Below are 3,361 nucleotides of genomic sequence, written 5' to 3' on the forward strand. Positions count from 1 at the left end.
CTTCAGAACTAACACAGTGGACGCGAGCAACTGAGGACAAGCCCTCGGCCTATTAGTACCAGTCAGCTCCACCCGTTACCGGGCTTCCACATCTGGCCTATCAACCCAGTCGTCTACTGGGAGCCTTACCCTCTCAAGGAGGTGGGAATACTCATCTTGAAGCAGGCTTCCCGCTTAGATGCTTTCAGCGGTTATCCCTCCCGAACGTAGCCAACCAGCCATGCCCTTGGCAGGACAACTGGCACACCAGAGGTTCGTCCGTCCCGGTCCTCTCGTACTAGGGACAGCCCTTCTCAATATTCCTACGCGCACAGCGGATAGGGACCGAACTGTCTCACGACGTTCTAAACCCAGCTCGCGTACCGCTTTAATGGGCGAACAGCCCAACCCTTGGGACCGACTCCAGCCCCAGGATGCGACGAGCCGACATCGAGGTGCCAAACCATCCCGTCGATATGGACTCTTGGGGAAGATCAGCCTGTTATCCCCGGGGTACCTTTTATCCGTTGAGCGACGGCGCTTCCACAAGCCACCGCCGGATCACTAGTCCCGACTTTCGTCCCTGCTCGACCCGTCGGTCTCACAGTCAAGCTCCCTTGTGCACTTACACTCAACACCTGATTGCCAACCAGGCTGAGGGAACCTTTGGGCGCCTCCGTTACTCTTTAGGAGGCAACCGCCCCAGTTAAACTACCCATCAGACACTGTCCCTGATCCGGATCACGGACCGAGGTTAGACATCCAGCACGACCAGAGTGGTATTTCAACGGCGACTCCACAACCACTGGCGTGGCTGCTTCAAAGTCTCCCACCTATCCTACACAAGCCGAACCGAACACCAATATCAAACTATAGTAAAGGTCCCGGGGTCTTTCCGTCCTGCTGCGCGAAACGAGCATCTTTACTCGTAGTGCAATTTCACCGGGCCTATGGTTGAGACAGTCGAGAAGTCGTTACGCCATTCGTGCAGGTCGGAACTTACCCGACAAGGAATTTCGCTACCTTAGGATGGTTATAGTTACCACCGCCGTTTACTGGCGCTTAAGTTCTCAGCTTCGCACACCCGAAAGTGCACTAACCGGTCCCCTTAACGTTCCAGCACCGGGCAGGCGTCAGTCCGTATACATCGCCTTACGGCTTCGCACGGACCTGTGTTTTTAGTAAACAGTCGCTTCTCGCTGGTCTCTGCGGCCACCCCCAGCTCACGGAGTAAATCCGATCACCAGTGATGGCCCCCCTTCTCCCGAAGTTACGGGGGCATTTTGCCGAGTTCCTTAACCATAGTTCACCCGAACGCCTCGGTATTCTCTACCTGACCACCTGAGTCGGTTTAGGGTACGGGCCGCCATGAAACTCGCTAGAGGCTTTTCTCGACAGCATAGGATCATCCACTTCACCACAATCGGCTCGGCATCAGGTCTCAGCCTTAATGAGGGACGGATTTGCCTACCCCTCGGCCTACACCCTTACCCCGGGACTACCACCGCCCGGGTTGGACTACCTTCCTGCGTCACCCCATCGCTTACCTACTACCACCTTGGATCGGCGGCTCCACCACTTTCCTTTCCCCGAAGGGTCCGGAACGGCTTCACGGCCTTAGCATTAGAGGATTCGATATTGGGCGTTTCAAAGCGGGTACCGGAATATCAACCGGTTGTCCATCGACTACGCCTGTCGGCCTCGCCTTAGGTCCCGACTTACCCTGGGCAGATCAGCTTGACCCAGGAACCCTTAGTCAATCGGCGCACACGTTTCTCACGTGTGTATCGCTACTCATGCCTGCATTCTCACTCGTGAACCGTCCACAACTAGCTTCCGCTGCTGCTTCACCCGGCACACGACGCTCCCCTACCCATCACAGCGGGCGTTGGCCCTATTGCTGCAATGACACGACTTCGGCGGTACGCTTGAGCCCCGCTACATTGTCGGCGCGGAATCACTTGACCAGTGAGCTATTACGCACTCTTTCAAGGGTGGCTGCTTCTAAGCCAACCTCCTGGTTGTCTCTGCGACTCCACATCCTTTCCCACTTAGCGTACGCTTGGGGGCCTTAGTCGATGCTCTGGGCTGTTTCCCTCTCGACCATGGAGCTTATCCCCCACAGTCTCACTGCCACGCTCTCACTTACCGGCATTCGGAGTTTGGCTAAGGTCAGTAACCCGGTAGGGCCCATCGCCTATCCAGTGCTCTACCTCCGGCAAGAAACACGTGACGCTGCACCTAAATGCATTTCGGGGAGAACCAGCTATCACGGAGTTTGATTGGCCTTTCACCCCTAACCACAGGTCATCCCCCAGGTTTTCAACCCTGGTGGGTTCGGTCCTCCACGAAGTCTTACCTCCGCTTCAACCTGCCCATGGCTAGATCACTCCGCTTCGGGTCTAGAGCGTGCAACTCAATCGCCCTATTCGGACTCGCTTTCGCTACGGCTTCCCCACACGGGTTAACCTCGCTACACACCGCTAACTCGCAGGCTCATTCTTCAAAAGGCACGCAGTCACGACCGTTGTTCCGAAGAACAACGGCGACGCTCCCACGGCTTGTAGGCACACGGTTTCAGGTACTATTTCACTCCGCTCCCGCGGTACTTTTCACCATTCCCTCACGGTACTATCCGCTATCGGTCACCAGGGAATATTTAGGCTTAGCGGGTGGTCCCGCCAGATTCACACGGGATTTCTCGGGCCCCGTGCTACTTGGGAGATTCTTAAGCAAGCCGCTGATGTTTCGTCTACGGGGGTCTTACCCTCTACGCCGGACCTTTCGCATGTCCTTCGACTACATCAACGGTTTCTGACTCGCCGACCGGCCGGCAGACCGATCAAAAGAATTCCCACAACCCCGCATGCGCAACCCCTGCCGGGTATCACACGCATACGGTTTGGCCTCTTCCGGTTTCGCTCGCCACTACTCCCGGAATCACGGTTGTTTTCTCTTCCTGCGGGTACTGAGATGTTTCACTTCCCCGCGTTCCCTCCACACTGCCTATGTGTTCAGCAGTGGGTGACAGCCCATGACGACTGCCGGGTTTCCCCATTCGGACACCCCCGGATCAAAGCTCAGTTGGCAGCTCCCCGGGGCCTATCGCGGCCTCTCACGTCCTTCATCGGTTCCTGGTGCCAAGGCATCCACCGTGTGCCCTTAAAAACTTGCCCACAGATGCTCGCGTCCACTGTGTAGTTCTCAAGCAACGACCAGCCACCCATCACCCCACCAGACAAGCTGGCGAGTTCACTGGGGCCGGCATCGCGAAGATAAGACCTTACGGCCATACCCTCAGATACCCAACAACGTGCCAAGCACGATCCCCGCCACAATCACTGTTTTCCACGCCCGAGGGCAGTACTTACAGGATGTTTTG

Annotated in this window: 1 rRNA gene; it reads right to left on the reverse strand. The window is 56.6% G+C overall.

Annotated features, from left to right (window positions below):
* Positions 1–32: 32 nt before the first annotated feature.
* A 23S ribosomal RNA gene (locus ACIOD1_RS35000) occupies positions 33–3,155 on the reverse strand.
* Positions 3,156–3,361 lie beyond the last annotated feature (206 nt).

This window comes from Streptomyces sp. NPDC088097 (genome assembly GCF_044741845.1).
Lineage (GTDB): Bacteria > Actinomycetota > Actinomycetes > Streptomycetales > Streptomycetaceae > Streptomyces.